The sequence below is a fragment of the Acidisoma sp. C75 genome, assembly GCF_054665095.1.
This window is the reverse complement of record NZ_BAAFHD010000013.1, coordinates 80,217-101,078: the sequence shown is the minus strand read 5'-3', so window position 1 is coordinate 101,078 and position 20,862 is coordinate 80,217. Positions and strand designations below refer to the sequence as shown.

Annotated in this window: 19 protein-coding genes and 1 tRNA gene; 9 read left to right on the top strand and 11 right to left on the bottom strand. The window is 66.6% G+C overall.

Features of this window, described 5'->3' with window-relative positions; translation table 11 throughout:
- The first annotated feature begins 314 nt into the window (after positions 1 to 314).
- From ACYQ7X_RS16380 to ACYQ7X_RS16345, 8 genes are all read left to right on the top strand, one after another.
- Positions 315 to 608, top strand: coding sequence for a hypothetical protein (locus ACYQ7X_RS16380; protein ID WP_459698142.1), 294 nt, complete (start codon positions 315 to 317; stop codon positions 606 to 608).
- A gap of 560 nt (positions 609 to 1,168) precedes the next feature.
- On the top strand, positions 1,169 to 1,396 hold the full coding sequence (locus ACYQ7X_RS16375; RefSeq protein WP_459698141.1) for a helix-turn-helix transcriptional regulator: 228 nt from the start codon (positions 1,169 to 1,171) through the stop codon (positions 1,394 to 1,396).
- Between the two features lie 67 nt (positions 1,397 to 1,463).
- Positions 1,464 to 2,729, top strand: coding sequence for a phage integrase (locus ACYQ7X_RS16370; RefSeq protein WP_459698140.1), 1,266 nt, complete (start codon positions 1,464 to 1,466; stop codon positions 2,727 to 2,729).
- 327 nt (positions 2,730 to 3,056) lie between these two features.
- A complete protein-coding gene (locus ACYQ7X_RS16365; RefSeq protein ID WP_459698139.1) occupies positions 3,057 to 3,359 on the top strand; it encodes a hypothetical protein in 303 nt (100 codons plus the stop codon).
- Positions 3,356 to 3,973, top strand: coding sequence for a hypothetical protein (locus ACYQ7X_RS16360; RefSeq protein ID WP_459698138.1), 618 nt, complete (start codon positions 3,356 to 3,358; stop codon positions 3,971 to 3,973). Before ACYQ7X_RS16365 ends, ACYQ7X_RS16360 begins: the two co-directional genes overlap by 4 nt.
- A 1-nt stretch (position 3,974) precedes the next feature.
- Positions 3,975 to 4,385: a hypothetical protein gene (locus ACYQ7X_RS16355; protein WP_459698137.1), complete on the top strand. Its 411-nt coding sequence runs from the start codon at positions 3,975 to 3,977 to the stop codon at positions 4,383 to 4,385.
- 286 nt (positions 4,386 to 4,671) lie between these two features.
- A complete protein-coding gene (locus tag ACYQ7X_RS16350) occupies positions 4,672 to 8,211 on the top strand; it encodes an AAA domain-containing protein (protein ID WP_459698136.1) in 3,540 nt (1,179 codons plus the stop codon).
- Complete coding sequence (locus tag ACYQ7X_RS16345; RefSeq protein ID WP_459698135.1) at positions 8,208 to 10,034, top strand: phospholipase D-like domain-containing protein; 1,827 nt, start codon at positions 8,208 to 8,210, stop codon at positions 10,032 to 10,034. The genes ACYQ7X_RS16350 and ACYQ7X_RS16345 overlap by 4 nt, the downstream gene beginning before the upstream one ends.
- On the opposite strand, the gene ACYQ7X_RS16340 is transcribed toward ACYQ7X_RS16345, so the two are convergent.
- From ACYQ7X_RS16340 to ACYQ7X_RS16290, 11 genes are all read right to left on the bottom strand, one after another.
- On the bottom strand, positions 9,994 to 10,935 hold the full coding sequence (locus ACYQ7X_RS16340; RefSeq protein WP_459698134.1) for an S-4TM family putative pore-forming effector: 942 nt from the start codon (positions 10,933 to 10,935) through the stop codon (positions 9,994 to 9,996). The two genes, ACYQ7X_RS16345 and ACYQ7X_RS16340, sit on opposite strands and share 41 nt — an antisense overlap.
- 469 nt (positions 10,936 to 11,404) lie before the next feature.
- Positions 11,405 to 11,481 (bottom strand) — tRNA-Arg (locus ACYQ7X_RS16335).
- Positions 11,482 to 11,562: 81 nt separating this feature from the next.
- Positions 11,563 to 12,675, bottom strand: a complete 1,113-nt coding sequence (gene leuB, locus ACYQ7X_RS16330) for a 3-isopropylmalate dehydrogenase (RefSeq protein ID WP_459698133.1) — start codon at positions 12,673 to 12,675, stop codon at positions 11,563 to 11,565.
- 53 nt (positions 12,676 to 12,728) lie between these two features.
- Positions 12,729 to 13,349 carry a 3-isopropylmalate dehydratase small subunit gene (gene leuD / locus ACYQ7X_RS16325; RefSeq protein ID WP_459698132.1) on the bottom strand — a complete coding sequence of 207 codons (621 nt, stop codon included), beginning with the start codon at positions 13,347 to 13,349 and terminating at the stop codon, positions 12,729 to 12,731.
- A 2-nt stretch (positions 13,350 to 13,351) separates the two neighbouring features.
- Positions 13,352 to 14,764: a 3-isopropylmalate dehydratase large subunit gene (gene leuC / locus ACYQ7X_RS16320; RefSeq protein WP_459698131.1), complete on the bottom strand. Its 1,413-nt coding sequence runs from the start codon at positions 14,762 to 14,764 to the stop codon at positions 13,352 to 13,354.
- 258 nt (positions 14,765 to 15,022) lie between these two features.
- A complete protein-coding gene (gene rplS, locus ACYQ7X_RS16315; RefSeq protein ID WP_459698130.1) occupies positions 15,023 to 15,430 on the bottom strand; it encodes a 50S ribosomal protein L19 in 408 nt (135 codons plus the stop codon).
- A 26-nt stretch (positions 15,431 to 15,456) separates the two neighbouring features.
- Positions 15,457 to 16,218, bottom strand: coding sequence for a tRNA (guanosine(37)-N1)-methyltransferase TrmD (gene trmD, locus ACYQ7X_RS16310; RefSeq protein ID WP_459698129.1), 762 nt, complete (start codon positions 16,216 to 16,218; stop codon positions 15,457 to 15,459).
- Complete coding sequence (rimM, locus tag ACYQ7X_RS16305) at positions 16,215 to 16,772, bottom strand: ribosome maturation factor RimM (protein WP_459698128.1); 558 nt, start codon at positions 16,770 to 16,772, stop codon at positions 16,215 to 16,217. The genes trmD and rimM overlap by 4 nt, the downstream gene beginning before the upstream one ends.
- A gap of 28 nt (positions 16,773 to 16,800) precedes the next feature.
- Positions 16,801 to 17,151 (bottom strand): 30S ribosomal protein S16, encoded by a 351-nt coding sequence (gene rpsP / locus ACYQ7X_RS16300; protein WP_459698127.1) that lies wholly within the window; start codon positions 17,149 to 17,151, stop codon positions 16,801 to 16,803.
- A 75-nt stretch (positions 17,152 to 17,226) separates the two neighbouring features.
- A complete protein-coding gene (ffh, locus tag ACYQ7X_RS16295; RefSeq protein WP_459698126.1) occupies positions 17,227 to 18,630 on the bottom strand; it encodes a signal recognition particle protein in 1,404 nt (467 codons plus the stop codon).
- Between the two features lie 147 nt (positions 18,631 to 18,777).
- Positions 18,778 to 19,725 carry an aldo/keto reductase gene (locus ACYQ7X_RS16290; RefSeq protein WP_459698125.1) on the bottom strand — a complete coding sequence of 316 codons (948 nt, stop codon included), beginning with the start codon at positions 19,723 to 19,725 and terminating at the stop codon, positions 18,778 to 18,780.
- 232 nt (positions 19,726 to 19,957) lie between these two features.
- Between ACYQ7X_RS16290 and ACYQ7X_RS16285 the strand changes: the two genes are divergently transcribed.
- On the top strand, positions 19,958 to 20,851 hold the full coding sequence (locus tag ACYQ7X_RS16285) for a proline iminopeptidase-family hydrolase (RefSeq protein ID WP_459698124.1): 894 nt from the start codon (positions 19,958 to 19,960) through the stop codon (positions 20,849 to 20,851).
- Positions 20,852 to 20,862 lie beyond the last annotated feature (11 nt).

Genomic DNA, 20,862 nt, shown 5'->3' with positions numbered 1-20,862 from the left:
GGGGGCGGCCCTTCAAAGGGCCGCCCCCCTCCCCCACACTTAGCTATTCAGGGCGGCGATTTTGCCGGAAAAGAGGAGGGTGCCTCCGCTTCGGACACGGAGAACCAGCTGCGCGCCCATGCCGCCATAATCGCAACCGCGTGCATGATGGCCCGGCCGATCGTGCCAGCGAGGTATCGAGTGCCGGCTTCGCTGGGCCGCCGCCGCAGCCTCGTCCACCAGCCGCATGTCATGGTCGTGCTCGCGCGTGCGGGCACCAACCCGAGACCTCAGCCCCCGCAAGGGCTCGGGTCTCTCATTTGGAGATCCCCGACATGAACACGATCCAACAAGAGACGCTGGCGGCGCTGGTGGAGCGCCACGCCGGCGAGCACGACCTGCCGCGGCACGTGCTCCGCATAGGCTTCGGCGAGGCGCTGAGCCGCGGAGATGACCCCCTGCACATCCTGCAGTATCTCAAGGATGTCGGCGTTGCCGTAGCAACGTTGGAGCAGTTGTTCGAGGTGGTCAGCGACCCGGGAGAGGAGGATATGGAAGCATTCCGGGTGGAAGATGGCGTCGCCGTCTACCTCGCGGTTGATGGTCAGTGGCTGCTGTTCACACGGTGAGGGACGCAGGCATGGTAGCGCCATCGCCGTGCAACGCGACGCCCGGGGTGGCCAACCCGCGCCGCCGGCAGTCGCCTTCGAGCCCGGCGCCGCACGGTCGCTGTACCCGTGGGCGGTGGCGCGCGCCGAGCTGTTCTCGATCGCTCTGTGTGCAGACCCGGATGGGGGGTGACGCCGGGCCGCTCCTGGTGGGGATCGACCTGGCGCTCTCCACATGGCTCCCCGTCACGCCCTGGCGGCGCCGCTGCTTGGAGGCGAGGCGCTCGGTGCGCGAGGCGCTCTCGGTCCTGCCCGGGCTTGTCTGACCCGCGGCGAGCCGGCGCACTGAGCCCGTGGCGGCCTTGCAGGCCCAGGGCGTCAGTGGGCGCCCGGCAGCAGCCATCCGGCGATGCGCCTTTGCTAGTCGGGTGGCGGTAGGCCAGGCCGCGGATAGCGGCCGGGTTCAGGGGAGCGCCGGCGCGGAGCAAATTTGGCCAACGAGGGCGAGAGCGGACGTTAACAGTCCATTGGGTCGAGCGGGAGGCAAAGGCTCCCGCGCCCGAGGGAACGAGAGGCCACCCATGGACGACATTGAGACCGCAGCCGCAAAGCAGGTCGACCGCCTGCTGAGCCCAAGGGAGGCGGCTGCCTATCTGGGGGCCACCGAGGCGGCATTGGAGCGCTGGCGCAGCACGGGCGAGGGACCGCCCTTCATCAAGCTTAGCCACCGCTGCGTGCGCTACGCCCGGGTGGACCTGGATACGCACATCAGCGCCAGCCGGAGGCGCAGCACCGCGGACCGCGGCTGAGCCGCGGCTGCGGTCCGGCGAAGCCACGAAAAGAACATCCACAACCCTAGACACGAGAGGAGGCCCCATGGCCACGGCCACGATCACGCGCGCGCTGCTGAAGGAGCTGCCGCCCCTGCCGGAGGGCGTCGCCAAGCAGCGCATCTTCGACGACAGGCTGAGCGGCTTCATCGCCGAGCAGCGCGCCTCCGGCATCACATTCTACCTGCGCTACGCGGACGTGCGGCGCCGTCGGCACGAGCTCCGAATTGGCAAGCTCGGTGACGTGACCGTCGACCAGGCGCGGAGGCGGGCAGAGAAGCTGAAGGCCGAGGTGAGCCTGGGCGGCGATCCGGCGGCCGACCTGGCGAAGCTCCGCGCGGTGCCCACGGTCGCGAACTTCGCGCACGACCGCTACCTGCCCTACGTGCGGGAGACCCTGCAGCCGCGGTCCGGCGGAAACGTCGAGGGCTACCTGCGCCTCCGCATCCTGCCGGCGATCGGGCGGAAGGCGCTGGACGAGGTGACCCAGCAGGACGTGGCCGATCTCCGGCGCCGGCTGGTCGACGAGGGCCTCGCCAACGGAACGGTGAACCGGCACCTGGCGACCCTGCGGGCGATGTTCAACCTGGCCCTCAAGTGGCAGCTCTACGAGGGCCGGAACCCGGCCGCCTCGCCCGGGATGCTGCGCGAGACGCACCGCGACCGCTACCTCTCGCCGACGGAGACGCAGGCGCTGATGCGGGCGCTGGACGCCGATAGCGACCAGACGGCGGCGGCGGCGCTGGCGCTGCTGATCGTCACCGGCGCCCGGCGGAACGCGGTGATCATGGCGACATGGGAGAACGTCGACCTCGGGCTGGGGATGCTGACGGTGCCGCGCTCGAAGAACGGCCGGACGCGATACATTCCGCTCTCGCCCTTCGCGGGAGCGATACTGCAGCGCCAGCTCGCCAGGCACAGGTCGAGAGAGGAGGACCGGCTGGCGGGGCTCGCTGCGGCGCGCGCCAGGGGGCAGGCCGCCGATGATGCGGGCCCGAACCCGTTCGTGTTCCCGAGCCGCCGGCGGCCGGGCGCGCCGCTGGAGGGAATCCGCGGCGCCTGCGCGCGGGCGAAGCGGTCGGCGGGCCTCCCCGCCGACCTGCGCATCCACGACCTCCGGCACTCCTTCGCCTCGGCGCTGGCGAACGCGGGGACGCCACTGAACGAGATCGGCACGGTGCTCGGCCATACCCAGCTCTCGACGACGATGCGCTACGCGCACCACTCGCCGCAGCGGTTGATCGCCACGGCCACCGCGGCCTCGAAGGTCTGGAACCTGGCGCCCGAGCCGGAGGAGCAGGGCGTTGGATGAGGGGCATCGGGTAGGCGCACAACCGGGCGCTCGCGTGAAGCGGCTGCGGGACCGGCTGGCGATCGCCCTTACGCGCATCAGGGCGCCGAAGAGGGTCGCTCTGCTGGCGCCGGAGGTGATGGTGTGCCTATGGCTGAGCCGAGATCTACTACTCACGGCGGCGGTACGGTTGCTGACCTGACGGGACCGAGAGCGCCGTCGGGATGGGCAGCGCAAGAGGTCACCCGACCGGATGCATGTGATGAGGTTGCTCAGGCAATGAGCGTCCCGTCAACCAGAGCCCGACCCTGAAGAGGGTCGGGCTCTTTGCGTTTGGAGCCTCAATCAATGGAGACAGCACAGGAGCCGCTCAGCGCGCTGCTGCGGCGCTATGCCGACGAAACAGGGGAGCCGCGGGACGTCCCGCGCATATCCTTCGAAGAGGCCGTGGCACGGGGGGACGACCCGCTTCACGTCCTGCCTTATCTGGCCGGGCTAGGCATCGTCGTCCGGACCATGGACGACCTGCTCATGATCAACGGCGACGGCGGCGAGGAAGAGATCAGCGCCTTCCCGGTCGAGGAGGGCGTGGCCGTCGTGGTGGCGAGCGATGGCGCCTGGCTGCTCTTCCAGCGGGGAGCGGCGCTATGATCGAGATTGAGCCCGAGGACATCGTGGCGACCCGCCTCGCGAGCGACGGGCGCTTCCTGATCTTCCTGTCATACGGCGTGACGCCGGGCTGGCCGCTGAAGTTCTGGGGCGTGGTCGCCGACACCGGCAGCGACGGCCACGGCATGCTGGTGAGGCTCGACGCGATGGTGGCGTGCGACGGCTGGACCCTCCCTCAGCTCCTGAAGGTGGCCCGCGCGCGGCTGGCCGCCGAGCGCGAGCGGGCCGGGGACAGTGCGCGCGAGGCGGAGTCGGCCGTCGTCTACCTCGACCGTGCCCTCGCCGTCTACGCGAACCTGCCGGTGTCGATGAGCGCCGAGGTCACCTTCGAGGCGGGGGAAGCGCCGTCGCCCTACCCCTGGACTGTGGCGCGCTTCGGCGAGTTCGACCTGCCGCTGTGCCCCGACCACGTGGGGCGGGAGGAGGGGATCACGCCGGAGCAGCTCCTGATCGTCATGGACCAGATGCTCGAGGACTGGACGAGGGCGGCGCCTCAGCTCCGGAAGGCCTGGGAGCTCCGTGCCGCCGTGCGGGGCGCGCTTGCGGCCGAGGTGCTTCGGTCAGAACGTTATCGGGCCGCGGCGGGGGGAACTTGACGTGCGGATGCTCAGCCACGTGGGCGAAACCGTGGTCGATGTCACTGTGGCGGGTGACCGGGCCGCCGCTGCGGAAGCGGCGGCGGCAATCGTCGTGCTCGCGCTGCGTGACGCCGGCGCGTCGGTGGAGCATCCGGGCATCGGCTTCGGCAGCGTGCTCGGCCATTCTCTCAACGGCGCGCACGTGGTGATCCGCATAGGATGGGGGCGGTCGTTGCCGAGCTTGGCGCTCTCCGCGCCTCGCGGCCCCCCCTGGGGCTCTTTCGGCCGGATCGCGCTCTACCTCGTGCTGGTGTTCGCGTTGCTTTCGGCGGAGCTGAGGGCTCGCCTTGGCTTGCGGCTGGATGTCGTTATCACAGCGGCGGCATTCTGGTGGTTCTGGCGGCGCACCCAGTATCGAAACAAATGGTGATCGGGGGTGGTGAAGGAAGGGAGGCTGCCGCGCCTCCCTTCCGGTGGTACATTCTTTTTTTCAGCGATGCGGCAAAGGCGGCCTGTCTGTAGTAGCGGCTGCAGCGCTGCAGTTCGTTCTCCGGGTGGACTTTGCTTTCGCCCACACTGCAAACTGGCCACCGCCACCCGCGGAGCGTTGAGGTGGTTTTGTCTGCTCACGGAGGGTTTAATGTCGACTTGCTGCACGCGGGCCGCCGCCTTAGGCTTCGAAGGATCAGAAGAGATGACAAGGACCGTGTAAATCGATGCCGGCTAATGTCGTTGCCGGGCGATATCGCCTTACCAGGAAGATACTCGCCGGCGATCCGCGCCGGGGAATCCCGACTCTTTGGCAGGCCGAAGATGCAGGGGATATCTACTTTGTTAAGGCCTGGCGGCGCCGCGGGGATGACCGCGCCGACATCAAGGCGATGTGGAACAGGGAGATCCGCGGGCTGACGAGGCTGCAGGGGCATCCCGGCGCGTCGGAACTCTTCGTCAGGCTTCACGACCTTCTCAGCGATGACCGGAACTACTATGCGATCCTGAACGGTGGCCGGCGTATAGTGCTCGCGGATGCCTTAAGAGCCCGGAATACTCATCCTTGGCTGACTAACCTCAACGAGGTCGGGAGGCGAAGGCCGCTGTGGGAAGGACTGCTGCGGATCGCCAAGGCACTCGCGATGCTGCACGGCAGTGGCACGCTGCACCGATGCCTGACTTCCAATGCTGTCTTCGTTTCACCAGAGGGGATGGGCGATTTTCGGTTGAGCGGATTCGAATGGTCACTTCGGATCTCGGGCCGTGAGGGGGCGGCGGCCTCGGTCGGGCGCTCCCGGGGCCTAGTGGCGCCAGAGCTCGCGGGATCGTCAGCCGAATATTCGACCGCAACCGATTGGTTCGACTTCGGGCTCGTCGCAGCAGAGCTTATGGGTGCGCCAACGATCTCGCTGAACAGCCGCGAGGGCGTAAGGAAGAACGTGTCGGTTTTGGCCAACCTGAGGGAGGCTGAGCGCGCCTTGGTCCTACGCCTGCTCGACGAGCAGTCAGAACGGCGTTTGGCGTCGGGCCGGCAGGTGGTCGACGAGATCGGTCAACTCGTCCGTGATCTAGGTGCCGTCACGGCCGGCCCGGCGCGAAGTGTCGTCTTGGCGGTCAGGCTAGGTCCGGACTCAGCGCTTTCGCGTGCGGTACAACAGGCGTCCGGCCAGAGAGCCACGGTAGACATGCCCGTAGCCCAGCGCGAGTGGATCGTGAAGGACTTGCGTGGGGATCCCAGGATAATCGCGCGGGTGCTCCCTAGGCCGCAGTTTGTCCTTCGCGGCGAGAACCTGGAGTATGTGGTTAAAGCTTGGAACCTGAACGGTGTCGAAACCTGGGACATCGGCTTTTGTGAAGGTGTTGACGCTGTGCCGCGGCCTTCACCGGATGACCAAAGCTTCGGTCTCGGTGCCAGGCGGCTCGAAATCGTCCAATATCCAGAGGCACGAAGGACCTTTCAAACTATCCGAGACCGGGCAGCCTCCTGGGCAAAGGCGTTCGCGCTGCCCCGCCCATCGGCGCAGTTGGATGTCCATCTCAAAGATGTCCACGACTTCTTTCGGATCACACAGCAAATCGATACGGCCCTGACCGCCGCCCGAATTTGTCCCGTGGAGGTGCTGCATGCTGATGTCGGCACAAGTGGGACCACTGTGACGATAACGCCGCGCGAGGAGCCGGAACGCAACCTCCTGGCCCAACATCTTGACCTAGACCCGCCCTCGGAGCAGCTGAGGGACTGGTTTAAGCTAGGGGCTGACACGCTCGGAGCCGACGACGAGGACGGTCCTGTACTGGGCACGTGCCAGCTCCTTTATCGTCGGACGATCGACAGCGAGGGCATTTCTGCGAGGTGGCGCTTTCACAGCGGTTCCGACACCTTAGACGGCCCGATCTATAAGCTAACCTGCACGGCCAACGTGCCAGTAAGGCCAGGGCAGATGTACCTCGCGCGCGATCATGGTGGCACCATTGCGCAGATCAAGCGCCGCCATAAGGCCATCGAGGAGATGCGGGAGCACGAGGACCTGCTGCACCTCCTGGCCGATCCTGGCGCTTCGGCTAGGAGTGTTGGCGATCCGGTCCCTCCAGTCCGCGTACCGATCAAGCTGGACAGGTCCAAGACCGAGGCGCTCGAGAAGCTCTGGGGGACTCAGCCGTCATTCGCCGTTCAGGGTCCTCCAGGGACCGGAAAGACCACTCTGATACAGGCTTTCGCAGACCGACTGTTGGCTGCAGATCCGGGCGCGCAAATCCTTTTGACCGCACACTCCCACCATACCGTGGACGACGTTCGCGGGAAGCTTGCAAGCCTTTTGGGCGAGCTGCCCGCTGAGGATCGACCGCTGATGTTGAGGCTTGGTGCGGAGTCCCCTGATGAACATGGTGTGGGCCCAGTAACTGCGGCCCTGTTGCGCCGCCTCAAGGGAAGCGAGCTAGCCCGACGCATGCCTCAATCGCTTTTAAGCCGCCTGGAACGGATACTGCCCGACGATCCAGGTCACGACGAGGCGGCAGATATTGAGCTGCGGACGCTGCAGATGCTTGTCCAGGATGCCGCAAACCTGACATTCTCGACCATGAACGCGCCGGAGCTGGAGGAACTTGCCGCTCGCGGCCGCCGGTTCGACTGGTCTGTTGTTGAGGAAGCGGGTAAGGCACACGGTTTCGATATGGCCGCTGCACTGCAGCTTAGCCACCGCCTCCTCCTAATTGGCGACCACTTTCAACTTCCCCCGTTCAACGCTCAGGTTTTCAGAAAGCTGCTGGGAAATCCGCTCCGGGTCCGGAAGGCATTACAAGCAGGACGCCAATTTGCCCCCAGGTTGGTGGATCCCGCCATTGCTGAGGAGGAGGAAGGGCGGGAGCCTTTTGCGGCCCGTTGCGATCGCTGGAGAGGGATGATCAACTTGTTTGGGCGCTTCTTCGAGGCGAGTCTCGGTGACGATCGGGACCGCCCAGGCCCGGCCGCCACGCTGACGGACCAACATCGGATGCATCCGCACATTGCCGAGTTGGTCGGGAGGGTATTCTACCCTTTTCAAGAGGAGGCGGTTGGTGAGGTTTTTCGCTCGGACCGAGACGAGGTGGTCAGCACAATCCTGGTCTCGCCGCGGGAGACACACGCAAGATTTGAGGCCGATCCCCCTTTTCTGACAGAGCTAGGCACTTGGCTGCCGCCGGCGAGGGTTGTTTGGTGCGACGTGCCGTGGAGGCAGAAGACAAAATTTGCCGAGGGGGAATCAGACGGAGTTTTTTCGTCTCCCATCGAGGTCAAGGCGGTAGTTGCCATCCTGGAGCAGCTACGTCCCAGAGGGTGCGAGCCTTGCCACATTCAGGTGCTTTCCCCCTACAATGACCAATTGACAGCGATCAGGGAAGCCCTTGGCGCAGCGAGAGAAGCCGGGCGTCTGGAGTCCTTATACTCGGAGCCATTCAATCTCAGCTTTGGAAAGCGCGCCGGTGCCACGGTAGACGAGTTCCAGGGAAGCGAGGCAGATGTCGTCATTGTCAGCCTAGTCCGGAACAATGCGCTGGTGCCATGGAAGAGCGTGGGATTCCTCAAGGAAGCTAACAGGATGAACGTGCTGCTCAGCCGCGCCAGGCACAAGCTGGTCATCGTGGGCAGCTGGGAGTTTTTCAGGTCGCGCGTTGATGGCGACACCCCGGTAGATGCAGAATACCGCTATCTTGGCGACATGATGAGGGAGATGGAGAGGGCCGAGCGGGAGGGGCATCTTGCGCGGGTGGAGTTCGCACCTTGAAGGTTGTCTACGTGCCGGTGTTCAGGGTAGCGATCAGCTATGCCGTCACGCTCGGAAGGCGATGGAGCCTCCTGGACCACATACTCCTGATTGAACTGGCGGAGGCTCGTCGGTCACTGACGGAACTCTCGGCCGCAGCTGACCTGCCCGAGCGTGTTGTCATCGAGGCGCTCATCAACCTACTAAGGGTTGGGTGGATCGAGGTCCGCTCAGATCAGGACAAGGCAATTTTCGCCGCAACTTCCGTCGGCAAGCGCCGTGCAGCGGACAACGAACTTCAGCCCGAACTCAAACGTGAGGTGAAGTGGACTTCGCTGTGCATGGAGAGGCTTACAGGCCGCTGGCTGCGTACCGACGATCTCGAACTCGTCTATCAGGGTGATCTGCCCGACGGCGCCCAAACACTCGAGCCGGTCGTCTCCTCTCTGAACTATGACGACCCTGACGTACGGGAACTCATCAACCTCAGCTCAGACGAGGGGTTCGACGGTTTCCTGCCAGCAGCGAAACCTCCCGCAAGGCCCTTCGCCAGGGTTATCGTTTCGCATGGGCAGGTTACGAGCGGTGTCCCTGCGGGCTCCTCGATGGGGATGCTCGAGGCTATTTCGGTGGCCGCTGGCGCCCTGCCCGAGGAGATGCACAGCGGGGGGAAGAATGCTCGGGAGGAGAGGACGGACGACGGCATCGCCCGGTGTGAGATCCGGCCAGACGACGTCGTAGCCGGCGGCCCGGAGCACCTCCACCTGCTGCGGAGCTGCCTCTCGTCGGCTAGGACTCACATCGTCGTGCACTCCTGCTTCCTAAACCCGTCCACCGTGCGCCAGCTGCTGCCAGACCTGAATCGGGCTGCGGCGAGGAACGTTCGCGTCGATCTGCTCTGGGGACTGCGGGAAGATGTGGAGGCGAATAGCCGGGCAAGGCCGCTTTCAGAGACGTTGGCCGAACTCAAGCACCTCGATCCTCGCACGAGGGAGAAGGTCCACCTGTCCCCATTCTCTTCAAAGTCCCACGCAAAGATTATCGTGTATGACGAACTCGAAGATGGAAGTTGGACTAGCGTCGTAGGAAGCTGCAACTTCCTCTCCAGTGAGTTCGACTGGCTAGAGCTTTCAGTCCGCGTCCGGAGTCATCGGATCGCCTCGCGCCTCCTCGCGCACCTGATTGCTGGTCAAATACCCGCTTCTGGTGCCTGGCCACCGGCGGCGCGCCGGATGGAGAAGAGCTGGGCCCTTGTTCGGCGGCTGTCGCAGAAACATCCAGAACAAGGCAGGCATAAGTTGGACCTTCTCGTCGATGCTGATCATTACGCGGCGGTGACCCGCGCGCGGGACGTGGCGTCGCGCGACATCATTCTTGGATGCGACCTGTTCGGCGCGGCGGCCGAGACGTCGGTGCTCGTCCCGCTGGAATCAGCGGCTCGTCACGGCGTCGGTTCTCGGCTCGTCTACAACCGGGCCAGCAAGTACCTCCGAGAGACTGGAATCCACCCGGTGTCGGCAGACCTTGTGGCGAGAGGGCTGGACCTGCAGGTGTTCGACAAGCTCCACGCCAAGTTTCTGGCCTGGGACGACGATGCCTTGGCGATCACAAGCTTCAATTGGCTTGCGACAGTCGTAGCCGAAACCCGCAGCCGAGGCGCCGAGATAGGGCTCATGGCAACCGGCCCCGGACTGCGTGACATCCTTACGGAACGCGTGGCCGCTGCCTCGGGTGGTTTGCTCGACCTGCGAGTGATCGCCGGCCGACCACCGACCGGGTCTAGCAGGGTCGACTTGTCCCTGGTCAGCCGCGCGACGCGACAGGAATCTCAACCTGAGAGGTAGAGTGCGCCAAGCCGGTTGCTTGGCGCACGAGCTCGGCGGCGCCGGCTGACATCTCCCGCTCCATAGAGGCGCGCAAACGACCATACAACCAGGGCAGAGGCAGAGGACTGGCCGCGCGGCGCAAGAAGATCGCATCCTGGAACTCCCGCGAGCGGCGCGCGCTCTGCACATCATCGGCTCCGGATTGGACGGCCTCCTCCCAGAACGCCTCTGCGGCCGACTTGATCTGCTCTAGAGCATCCGCCGTGTCTCCCTGTCGAAAGCGTTCACGGATCGCCCAGGTCGCCAGGGGAGACACGGGAACGACCAGCGTCATGATGAAATCCCGAAGGGAGAGCCCAAGCACAAGACCTGTAAGCCAGAGCAGCACGACCGTCGCGGTCGTCGTCCAGAGTAGGACTGCTCCGCCGCGGCGCCTCAAAGTGCTATTGTACCACAGATTTTCCCGCTGGCAGACGAGGCGGGCCAAGGCGAGCGGGATGTTTCCGATCTCGCTTGGAGCATACCATTCTCGCAACGTATTCGGGTCCCGCGTCGAGGTCGCTGCGGCGGCCTCGACCACCTCGGGCTCCGGCCGCTTCCCGGCTACGAAGTCGTTCCACGGCATTTGGAGGACCTCACAATCGAACAGCTCGGACACTCCGGCTGCAACCCTCAGGCGGCTTTTCAGGGCGCGATCGAGCCATGCTGTGTCGAGAAGGGCAGAGAGGACAGCAAGCGCGGCCACCCAAGGCCTCAAGCCTGCTAACGCCAACCCGGCCATAACACCAAGGACCGGTGCGGCGGCCGCTACGGCAAACTGGGCGACCTGCAGCCGCTCAGCTTCGTCATAGATCCGGCCTCGCGCAAGAAGGAGCCGCAACATCTGAGGCGTATTTTGCTTCTCTGGTATCTGGTTCATCGTCGCCCCTTCCACCGCCACGTTGCGTGCCACCGGCTGTCACAGCTATCGCCTGGCCGGAGTTGGACGGGCGTCGTCCTGCCAACCGCTACGGCGTCCACCATGCGATCCTGGTATCACACCGGCATAGATGGCGCATCCGTTTGCGCATCGACCGCCTGTGGGCGAGTCCGCCCCGCTTCTTCAGTCCTCAAGGCGGGAGATTCGCTACGCGCGGACCCGGGTTTGGCAGCTGTCGCAGGAGCCGCGCGGGGCGGTGGAGGGGGGTCTGGTCGCGGCCCATCCTAATGGGTCCGCCGTCGCGGTAAGGCGCCGGCGGGCGTGATCGAAGCTGAACGGCGGAGCGCGATTGTTTGCCACTGCTGCCGCGCTACAATACCCTCCTGGTGGGAACGTGGGGGGCGCGACTTCCGGCCTGAGCCCGGGAGCAGAATCTGACCGAAAGATACCCACAAGTTCAGAGAGATAGTGGCGCACCCGTGAGGACTCGAACCTCAAACCCCCAGATTCGTAGTCTGGTGCTCTATCCAATTGAGCTACGGGTGCAGCGGCGTGGCGGGGGTTTACCGAAAGGGTGGGGGCGCCGCAACCCCCAACCGTCATAAAAAGCCCCTCGCGGGACGCAGATCAGGCCGCCAAGCCCTCCAAGGCCCGCAGGACGGCGGCGCCCATCTCGGCCGTCGTCACGCGGGTTTTGCCCTCCTGCATGATATCGGCGGTGCGCAGCCCCTGTTCCAACACTGAGAGCACGGCGCGCTCGACGAGCGCCGCCTCCTCCTTCATATCGAAGGAATAGCGCAGCAGCAGGGCGAGGCTGAGCGTCTGCGCCAGCGGGTTGGCGATGCCCTGGCCCGCGATATCCGGCGCCGAGCCGTGGATCGGCTCATAGAGCGCGTGGCGGCGGCCGGAGGCATCCGGGCTCCCCAGCGTCGCCGACGGCAACATGCCAAGCGAGCCCGTGCACATCGAGGCGAGATCGGAGAGCAGATCGCCGAAGAGGTTGCCGGTCACGATCACGTCGAACTGCCGCGGGTTGCGGACCAGCTGCATGGCGCAGTTATCGGCATACATGTGGCTGAGCGCGACGTCCGGATAGTCTGCCGCACCCAGCGCCGTCACCGTCTGGCGCCAGAGCAGCCCGCTTTCCATGACGTTCGCCTTCTCGACCGAGCAGACGCGCCCCTGCCGCTGGCGGGCGAGCTCGAAGGCGACGCGCGCCACCCGCTCGATCTCCCCGGTCGTATAGACCTCGGTATTGATGCCGCGCTTCTGCCCGTCGGGCAGTGTCTCCACCCCGCGCGGCTCGCCGAAATAGATGCCGCCGGTGCTTTCCCGCACGATCATGAGGTCGAGCCCGCGCACCACCTCGGGCTTCAGCGTGGAAGCGTCGATCAGCGGGTCGAAAACCGGGGCCGGGCGCAGATTGGCGAAGAGGCCAAGCTCGCGGCGGAGGGTGAGGATGGCGATTTCCGGCCGCATGTCGAAGCCGAGCTTATCCCATTGCGGGCCGCCGACGGCGCCGAAGAGCACGGCGTCGGCGGCGCGGGCACGCGCCACCGTCTCGGCCGAGATCGGCCTGCCCTCGGCCTCGATCGCCGCGCCGCCGACCAGCCCTTCGCTGATCTCGAAGCTCGCGATGCGGCGGCGGTCGAGCCATTCGAGGATGCGGGTCACCTCTGTCATGACCTCGGGGCCGATGCCGTCACCCGGCAGCAGGAGGAGTTTCTTGTTCGCGGGCATCGGTATCGCCTCTCTGGTGAGCGGGGAGGGTCGGCGGGGCGCGGCCGGCCGCGTTAGGCGGAGATCTGCGGCAGCCAGGGCTTGGCGGTGGCGCGCGCCGCCTCGTAGCCGGAAATGGCCGCCGCCCGCGCCATGGTCTGGCCGATCTCGTCCAGCCCTTCGAGCAGCATGTGGCGGCGGAAGGGATCGACCTGGAAGGGGATCTCCTCGCCCGAAGGGCGCACCACCACCTGGCGGGTGAGATCGACGGTGATCCGCGCATTGCCGCCGAGCTTGGTGTCTTCCATCAGCTCGTCGCAGGTCGCGCGCGGCAGCACCACCGGCAGGATGCCGTTCTTGAAGCAATTACCGTGGAAGATATCGGCGAAGGAAGGCGCGATGACGCAGCGGATGCCGAAATCGAGCAGCGCCCAGGGGGCATGCTCGCGGGAGGAGCCGCAGCCGAAATTCTCATGCGCGATGAGGATCTCGGCGGCGCGGAAGGGCTCGCGGTTGAGCACGAAATCCGGCCGCTCGGCGCCTTGATCGTCGTACCGGTAGCCGGCGAGCAGATGGCGGCCGAGGCCCGAGCGCTTGATCGTCTTGAGGAAGCGCGCGGGAATGATCTGGTCGGTATCGACATTGGCCAGCGGCAGGGGGGCGGCGATGGCCGAGAGAACGGTGAAGGCCCGCATGATCAGACAAGCTCCCGGATATCGGTGAGGCGGCCCGTCACGGCGGCGGCGGCGGCCATGGCGGGCGAGAGCAGATGGGTGCGGCCGCCCTTGCCCTGCCGCCCCTCGAAATTGCGGTTGGACGTGCTGGCGCAGCGCTGGCCGGGCTCCAGCTTGTCCGGGTTCATCGCGAGGCACATGGAGCAGCCAGGCTCCCGCCATTCGAACCCGGCTTCGGTGAAGATCGCGGCCAGGCCCTCTTCCTCGGCCTGTTTCTTGACGAGGCCCGAGCCGGGCACGACGAGCGCGCGCACATTCGGCGCCACATGCCGCCCGCGGGCAACCTCCGCCGCCGCCCGCATATCCTCGATCCGCGCATTGGTGCAGCTGCCGATGAAGACGACATCCACCGGGATCTCGGTGAGCTTCTGGCCCGGTTTCAGGCCCATATAGTCGAGCGCGCGGCGCATCTGCGCCCGCGCCGCCTCATCCGCCGCGTCTTCCGGGTTGGGCACGCTGCCGGTGATCGGCAGCACCGCCTCGGGGTTGGTGCCCCAGGTGACCATCGGCACGATCTCGGACCCGTCGATCCGCACCACGGTATCGTAATGGGCGCCCGGATCGGAGGGGAGCGTCTTCCAATAAGCGACGGCGCGATCGAAATCCTCGCCCTTGGGCGCGAAGGGGCGGCCCTTGATATAGGCGAAGGTCGTCTCGTCCGGCGCGATGAGGCCGGCGCGGGCCCCTGCCTCGATCGACATGTTGCAGACGGTGAGGCGCCCCGCCATGTCGAGCGCGCGGATGACCGGGCCGGCATATTCGATGACATGGCCGTTGCCGCCGGCCGTGCCGATGCGGCCGATGATGGCGAGCACGACATCCTTCGCCGAGCAGCCGGGGGGCAGTGTGCCGGTCACTTCCACCAGCATGTTCTTCGCCGGCTTCTGGGTCAGCGTCTGCGTCGCCAGCACATGCTCGACCTCGGAGGTGCCGATGCCGAAGGCCAAAGCGCCGAGCGCGCCATGCGTCGAGGTATGGCTATCGCCGCAGACGATCGTCATGCCCGGCAGGCTGATCCCCTGCTCCGGCCCGATGATATGGACGATGCCCTGGCGTTCATCCAGCACGTCGAAGAAAGGGACGCCGAAATCCCGCACGTTTTCCTGCAGCGTTTCGACCTGCAGGCGGCTTTCCGGCTCGGCGATGCCGTTCTTGCGGTCGCTGGTCGGCACGTTGTGATCGACGGTCGCGATCGTATTGGCCGGCGCATGCACGCGGCGGCCGGCGGCGCGCAGGCCCTCGAAGGCCTGTGGGCTCGTCACCTCATGGACGAGGTGGCGGTCGATATAGAGGAGGGCCGTGCCATCCGCGAGCTGTTCGACGACATGATCATCCCAGATCTTGTCGAAGAGCGTACGTGGGCGGGTGGCGGACATGATCTTCTCCTCTGACCGGGCCTTGAACGGCAAAACCGGCCGCACCCTTTTGGGGGCGCGGCCGGTTAAAATGAGTAAAAACCGCCGGTCAGGCCAGAAGCCTGGCGGCAGGGCCGGCCTGCTTTGCGCACAAGGCCTGAGCCTTTACGGAGGCCTTCATCCAGGGACTTCACCGGGGCTTTCAGCACGAGGCCCGAGGCTTGGCGCGGAGCGACCCGCGCGCGCTCTCTCTCGGTTCGGCGAAGCCCGGCCGGGATCTCAGCCGGCCGCAGCGGCGGTCTCGTCCGCCTTGCTCTCGGTCGGCAGGTCGCGCGGGCGCTCGGCGATGCGGGCGGACTTGCCGCTGCGGTCGCGCAGGTAATAGAGCTTCGCACGGCGCACTTTGCCGCGGCGGACGACGGCGATTTCCGCGATCGTCGGCGAATAGAGCGGGAAGACGCGCTCCACGCCTTCGCCGTAGCTGATCTTGCGCACGGTGAAGCTGGAATGCAGGCCCTTGTTGGAGCGCGCGATGCAGACGCCCTCGAAAGCCTGGGTGCGGGTGCGTTCGCCTTCCACAACCTTCACGGAGACGCGCAGCGTATCGCCGGCCTCGAATTCCGGGACGGGGCGGTCGGCGGCGAGGCGAGCGATCTGCTCGGCCTCGATGGTCTGGATCATGTTCATCGAAACTTCCTCTCGTGAAGCGGCTTTTAGGGTCCGCGCGATGCGGTTGCAACAGATTGCGCCATGCCGGGCGGGGTGGTCCGCCCTGCCTGGCCGCGGGAAAGATGGGCGGCCCAGAGATCGGGGCGGCGGAGCCGCGTCGCTTCCTCTGCCCGGGCGCGGCGCCAGGCGCGGATGGCGGCATGATCGCCCGAAAGCAGAACGGGCGGCACCGGCCGGCCATCCCATTCCGCCGGGCGGGTATAGTGCGGATATTCCAGCAGGCCCGCGGCGAAGCTTTCTTCCTCGGCGCTCGCCTCGCCCCCCATGACGCCGGGCAGCAGGCGCAGGCAAGCATCGAGCAGCACCAGCGCCGCCGGCTCCCCGCCCGAGAGCACGTAATCGCCGATGCTGATTTCTTCGGCGCCGAAGGCCTCGATCACCCGCTGGTCGAGCCCTTCATAGCGCCCGCAGATGAGCATGAGGCCGGGGCCGGCGGCGAAGGTCTCGGCATCCGCCTGGGTGAAGAGCCGCCCGCGCGGCGTGAGGTAGATGAGCGGGCGCGGATCGCCCTCCGGCCGGTGCGCGGCGATGGCCGAGGCCATGACATCCGCGCGCATGACCATGCCGGCGCCGCCGCCGAAGGGCGTATCGTCCACGCTGCGGTGCCGGCCGAGGCCGTGGGCGCGGATATCATGCGCCGTGAGCGACCAGATCCCCTCCGCCAGCGCCCGCCCGGCGAGGGAAGCGCCGAGCGGCCCGGGAAACATCTCGGGGAAGAGGGTGAGGATGGTGGCCTGCCAGCTCATGCCGCCGTCCCCTCGTTGGGCGGCCGCGCCTCAGGCTCTCCCATGATCTCCGCCGGCGGGGCGATGACGATCCGCCCGCCCGCGATATCGACGATCGGCACCGCCGCCGCCGTGAAGGGCAGGAGCAGCGGGGCGCCGCCCGCGGCAGGGCGGATCTCGAGGCTGGTGCCGCCGCCGTAATCATGCACCTGCGCGACATGGCCGGTGAGCCGGCCCTCGCCATCCTCGGCGCGGAGGCCGATGAGATCGGCGAGGTAATACTCATCCTCCTCGGCCGGCGGCAGACTGCTGCGCGGCACATAGAGGCGGGTATTGGTCAGCGCCGCGGCGGCATCCCGGTTATCCACCGGTACATCCCGCCCCGCCACCCGCTCGGCGATGCGGGCGATGCCGTCCCGTTCCCAGGTGAGGGTGAAGGCGCGGCCGCGCTCATCGGTGAGCAGGCCGTATTCGGCCAGCGCCTCCGGATCGGCGGTATAGCTATGGACGTGGACAAGCCCCCGCACGCCGTGCGGCCGGCCGATCACGCCCATCAGGATGCGCTCTTCAGGCAAGGATCATGCCCTTGGGGGATCGCTCGGCTCAGCCTTCGGCGGCAGCCGCGGCGGCGGCGGCTTTGGCCCGCTCCTGCGCCTTCTTCTTCGGCGCGGACTGCTGCGGCTGCTCGCGCCAGGCCGGCATCGGGGCGAGTCCGGCCTTGCCGAGGAAGCGGGCGACGCGATCGGTCGCCACCGCGCCGTGCTGAAGCCAATGGGTGATGCGCTCGCCCTGCAGGCGAACGCGGTCGGCATGCTCGGCCGGCAGCATGGGGTTGTAGCTGCCCACCTTCTCGATGAAGCGGCCGTCACGCGGGCTGCGGCTATCGGCGATCACGATGTGATAGAAGGGGCGCTTATGGGCGCCCGCGCGGGCCAGCCTGATCTTGAGGGACATTGGTTCGTCAGTCTCCGTTGGTGGTCGAAAATGCCCCGGCGCGGCAGGCGCCGCTCCGGGTGGGTGAAATCCGTCTCAGAAGGGCCGCCGGCCGCCGGGCTTGCCCATGCCGCCCATGCCGCCGCCCATACCGCCCATCAGGGCGCCGAGGCCGCCGCGCATGAGGCCCTTCTGGCCGAGCTTGTTCATGCGCTTCATCATCTGCGTCATCTGGTCGAACTGCTTGAGAAGCTGGTTGACCTCCTGCACCGAGACGCCCGATCCGGCGGCGATGCGCTTCTTGCGGCTCGCCTTGATGATGTCCGGGTTGCGACGCTCGGCAAGCGTCATCGAGCTGATGATGGCCCCCTGCTTCTTGACGATCTTGGTATCGAGATTGGCGCCTTCGATCTGGTCCTTGATCTTGCCCATGCCGGGCAGCATGCCGAGGATGCCGGAGATCGAACCCATCTTGCTGATCTGCTTGAGCTGCTTGGCGTAATCGTCGAGGTCGAAGCGGCCCTTGGCCATGCGGGCGGCGAGCTTCTCCGCCTCGTCCTTGTCGATCGTCTCGGCCGCGCGTTCGACGAGGCTGACGATATCGCCCATGCCGAGGATGCGGCCGGCGATACGCTCGGGGTGGAAGGGCTCCAGCGCGTCGAGCTTCTCGCCCGAGCCGGTGAGCTTGATCGGCGCGCCGGTGATCGCGCGCATGGAAAGCGCCGCACCGCCGCGCGCATCGCCATCCATCCGGGTCATGACGATACCGGTGACGCCGACGGCCTCGTTGAAGGCGCGAGCGGTATTGACCGCATCCTGGCCGGTCATGGCATCGACGACGAGCAGGGTTTCCGCCGGGTTGGTGGCAGCGCGGATGGCGCGCACCTCCTCCATCAGCTCCTCGTCGATCGAGAGGCGGCCGGCGGTATCGAGGATGACGATGTCGTAGCCCTCGCGCCGCCCCGCCTCCATCGCACGGTTCGCGATCTGCACCGGCGTCTGGCCTTGGATGATAGGCAGCGAGGCAACCTCCGCCCGTTCGGCGAGCTGCGCCAGCTGCAATTGAGCGGCCGGGCGCTGGGTATCGAGGCTCGCAAGCAGGATGCGGCGCTTCTCGCGGCTGCGCAGCATGAGCGCGATCTTGCCGGCCGTCGTCGTCTTGCCTGAGCCTTGGAGGCCGACCATCAGCACCGGCACGGGGGCGGCGGCATTGAGGTTGAGCGGCACCGCGCCTTCGCCGCCGAGGCTTTCGATCAGCACGTCGTTGACGATCTTGATGACCTGCTGGCCGGGGGTGACGGAGCGCAGCACTTCCGCGCCCACCGCCCGCTCCCGCACCTTGGTGATGAAGTCCTTCACCACCGGCAGCGCGACGTCAGCCTCCAGCAGCGCGAGGCGAACCTCGCGCATGGCTTCCAGCACATCCGTCTCGCTCAGCGCGCCTCGGCCGCGCAGGCGGTCGAAGACGGAGGAGAGTCGGGTCGAGAGGGTTTCGAACATCCGTCATCCCAAAACAAAGCGCGCCGCTGCGCGAACACTCGCGGAGCGACGTCTTAGGCTGCATGGCTTCTGACGCCGAGCGGGACCGGAGTCAAGGACGCGCTGCAACTCCCTGCAGCACGTCCGGGTTGCGCGGGCGCCCGAGGCTCAGGCGCTTGCGTCGTCGAGTATGGTGATCTGCGCCGGCGAAAGCCTGAGAGCGCAGGCCCGCACCAGATCCTCGACCTGTTCCAGTCGGGTGGCGCTCGCGATCGGCGCAGTGATGGCGGGGCGGGCCATCAGCCAGGCGAGGGCCACCTGCGCCGGTGTGCCGCCGGTCTCGCCCGCGACCCTATCGAGTGCCGCGAGCACCGCGCGCCCCTTGTCGGTGAGGTATTTGCCCATGCCCTGGCCACGCGCGGCACTTTTGCCGAGATCGGCGGCACTCCGGTATTTGCCGGTGAGGAAGCCGGAGGCGAGCGAGAAATAGGGAATGACGCCGAGCTTTTCCTTGAGACAAAGCGCTTCGAGCGAGCCTTCGAAGAGCGGCCGCTCGATCAGGTTGTAATGCGGCTGGAGCGAGACGTAGCGCGGCAGGCCATGCGCCTCGGCCACCCGCAAGGCTTCCGCGAGCCGCGGCGCCTCATAGTTGGAGGCCCCGATCGCGCGCACCTTGCCGTCGCGGATGAGATCGGCGAAGGCGCCGAGCGTTTCTTCGAGCGGCGTCTCCGGATCGTCCCGATGCGCCTGGTAGAGGTCGATCACATCCGTCTGCAGGCGCTTGAGCGACCGCTCGACCGAGGTTCTGATCCAGGCGGCGGAAAGCCCTTTGCCGTCCGGCATCTCCATGCCGACCTTGGTCATGATCACGCAGCGATCGCGCCCGCCGCGGGCGGCGAGCCAGCGGCCGATGATCGCCTCCGATTCGCCGCCCCGATGCCCGGACACCCAGGTGGAATACATATCCGCCGTGTCGATGGCGGTGAGGCCGGCTTCGGCCAGGGCGTCGAGCAGGCGGAAGGACGTCGCCTCATCCGCCGACCAGCCAAAAACATTGCCGCCGAAAACCAGCGGTGGAATCATGATGCCGGACGTGCCGAGTGCGCGTTTTTCCATCTCTGGCCTCGCTTTCCTGTCTCTGCCGCCGATGAGAGCGGAGCCTGCCCCGCCTGTCCAGCGGCCTCGTGCGCCGCAGGTGGCGCCGCTTTCCGTGCGAAGCTGGCTTGCCAAGACGCGGCAAGTTGTGGAACAGAATTTGCTTCAAACTGTCGTGTTTGAGCATCTTTTCCTGTCATGCGGCGGCGGCGCCTATCCCCGGGGGCTCGGGGCCACGCCGGATCGAGGTTCCATGAATCAGACTGAAGGCTTCGTCGAGGGGCCGTACGGACGCACCTGGTACAAGATCACCGGGGATCTCGGGGGCGCCAAGGCGCCGCTCGTCATTCTGCACGGCGGCCCAGGCTGCACCCATGATTACGTCGATCGTTTCGCCAAGCTCGCCGCCACCGGCCGCGCGGTGATCCATTACGACCAGCTCGGCAATGGGCGCTCCACCCATCTGCCGGAGCGGGCAGGGGATGGTGCTTTCTGGACGGTCGGGCTTTTCGATGACGAACTGAAACGTCTCGTCGCGCATCTCGGCATCGCCGGCCGTTACGACGTGCTCGGCCAGTCCTGGGGCGGCATGCTCGGCGCGGAACATGCGGTGCGGCAGCCGCCGGGGCTCCGCCGGCTCGTCATCGCCAATTCCCCGGCCTCGCTCCGCACCTGGGTTGCGGAAGCCAACCGCCTGCGGCGCGATCTGCCGCCCGAGGTGCAGGAGACGCTTTCCCGGCACGAGGCCGCCGGCACCATCGACAGCGCGGAATATCAGCAGGCGTCGATGGTTTTTTATGCGCGCCATGTCTGCCGCGTGCAGCCGATGCCGCCCGAGGTGCAGCGCACCTTCGATGCCATCGCGGCCGACCCCACCGTCTATCACACCATGAACGGGCCAACCGAGTTTCACGTCATCGGCTCGATGAAGGACTGGACGATCGAGAGCCGGTTGCACCAGATCACGGTGCCGGTGCTCCTCATTTCCGGCCGGCATGACGAGGCGACGCCGCTCTGCGTGCAGCCCTATGCCGACCATATCCCCGATGTCCGCTGGCGTATTTTCGAAAACTCCAGCCACATGCCGCATGTCGAGGAAGAGGCGGCCTGCATGGCCGCCGTCGCGGAATTCCTCGACGCGGCCTGACCCTTCGTGCA

Bases quoted from the DNA above. Each gene is read 5' to 3' on its own strand.
- ACYQ7X_RS16365 (WP_459698139.1), top strand. From the start codon at position 3,057: ATGGAGACAGCACAGGAGCCGCTCAGCGCGCTGCTGCGGCGCTATGCC.
- trmD (WP_459698129.1), bottom strand. From the start codon at position 16,218: ATGAGCTGGCAGGCCACCATCCTCACCCTCTTCCCCGAGATGTTTCCC.
- ACYQ7X_RS16375 (WP_459698141.1), top strand. From the start codon at position 1,169: ATGGACGACATTGAGACCGCAGCCGCAAAGCAGGTCGACCGCCTGCTG.
- ACYQ7X_RS16380 (WP_459698142.1), top strand. From the start codon at position 315: ATGAACACGATCCAACAAGAGACGCTGGCGGCGCTGGTGGAGCGCCAC.
- ACYQ7X_RS16290 (WP_459698125.1), bottom strand. From the start codon at position 19,725: ATGGAAAAACGCGCACTCGGCACGTCCGGCATCATGATTCCACCGCTG.
- ACYQ7X_RS16360 (WP_459698138.1), top strand. From the start codon at position 3,356: ATGATCGAGATTGAGCCCGAGGACATCGTGGCGACCCGCCTCGCGAGC.
- rplS (WP_459698130.1), bottom strand. From the start codon at position 15,430: ATGAACATGATCCAGACCATCGAGGCCGAGCAGATCGCTCGCCTCGCC.
- ACYQ7X_RS16285 (WP_459698124.1), top strand. From the start codon at position 19,958: ATGAATCAGACTGAAGGCTTCGTCGAGGGGCCGTACGGACGCACCTGG.
- leuD (WP_459698132.1), bottom strand. From the start codon at position 13,349: ATGCGGGCCTTCACCGTTCTCTCGGCCATCGCCGCCCCCCTGCCGCTG.
- rpsP (WP_459698127.1), bottom strand. From the start codon at position 17,151: ATGTCCCTCAAGATCAGGCTGGCCCGCGCGGGCGCCCATAAGCGCCCC.
- leuC (WP_459698131.1), bottom strand. From the start codon at position 14,764: ATGTCCGCCACCCGCCCACGTACGCTCTTCGACAAGATCTGGGATGAT.
- leuB (WP_459698133.1), bottom strand. From the start codon at position 12,675: ATGCCCGCGAACAAGAAACTCCTCCTGCTGCCGGGTGACGGCATCGGC.
- ffh (WP_459698126.1), bottom strand. From the start codon at position 18,630: ATGTTCGAAACCCTCTCGACCCGACTCTCCTCCGTCTTCGACCGCCTG.
- ACYQ7X_RS16370 (WP_459698140.1), top strand. From the start codon at position 1,464: ATGGCCACGGCCACGATCACGCGCGCGCTGCTGAAGGAGCTGCCGCCC.
- ACYQ7X_RS16350 (WP_459698136.1), top strand. From the start codon at position 4,672: ATGCCGGCTAATGTCGTTGCCGGGCGATATCGCCTTACCAGGAAGATA.
- ACYQ7X_RS16340 (WP_459698134.1), bottom strand. From the start codon at position 10,935: ATGAACCAGATACCAGAGAAGCAAAATACGCCTCAGATGTTGCGGCTC.